Genomic DNA, 463 nt, shown 5'->3' with positions numbered 1-463 from the left:
CAGATGCATTTCCGGCAACATCAGAACCTGGAGTCTCTGGATTAGCAACATAAAAAGTTGGTCTCTCAGTATCCTGCATTTCCGGTGGTCCCCAATAGCTGTGATCAGTGTCACCATTACCAACCTGATAATAAAATGTTGTATCATTTACAAAGCATTTTATAAAATAGTCACAAAAATGCTTATTGATATTAAGCATATATTCATCCTGGCCTTTTTCAATAAAAGTATCCTTGAACTCATAATATGCCCAGCCTAATGTTGATGCAGAATAGGTCTGAGGCAGTCCAAACTTTACGTGGTCTCCACAATCATGAAAGCCACCGGTAAGATCAACACTAATATCACTACCGTCATTAACATGGCAGGGTCCTCTCCACTTTAACCTATTGTTGCCTGCATCTTCTCCGCACCAGTTTGCTTCATAGAATAAAATTGATTTGGCAAAGGCATCCGTATAATT

General features: G+C 39.3%; 1 protein-coding gene. It reads right to left on the bottom strand.

What is annotated here, in order from left to right:
* On the bottom strand, nt 1–463 hold a 463-nt coding region (locus tag ACECE_RS32560), incomplete at both ends, for a glycoside hydrolase family 9 protein (protein WP_010246124.1).

The organism is Acetivibrio cellulolyticus CD2, from assembly GCF_000179595.2.
GTDB classification, from domain to species: Bacteria; Bacillota; Clostridia; order Acetivibrionales; family Acetivibrionaceae; genus Acetivibrio; species Acetivibrio cellulolyticus.
Note: the sequence above shows the minus strand (reverse complement) of the source record. Positions and strands in the feature narration are given on the sequence as shown.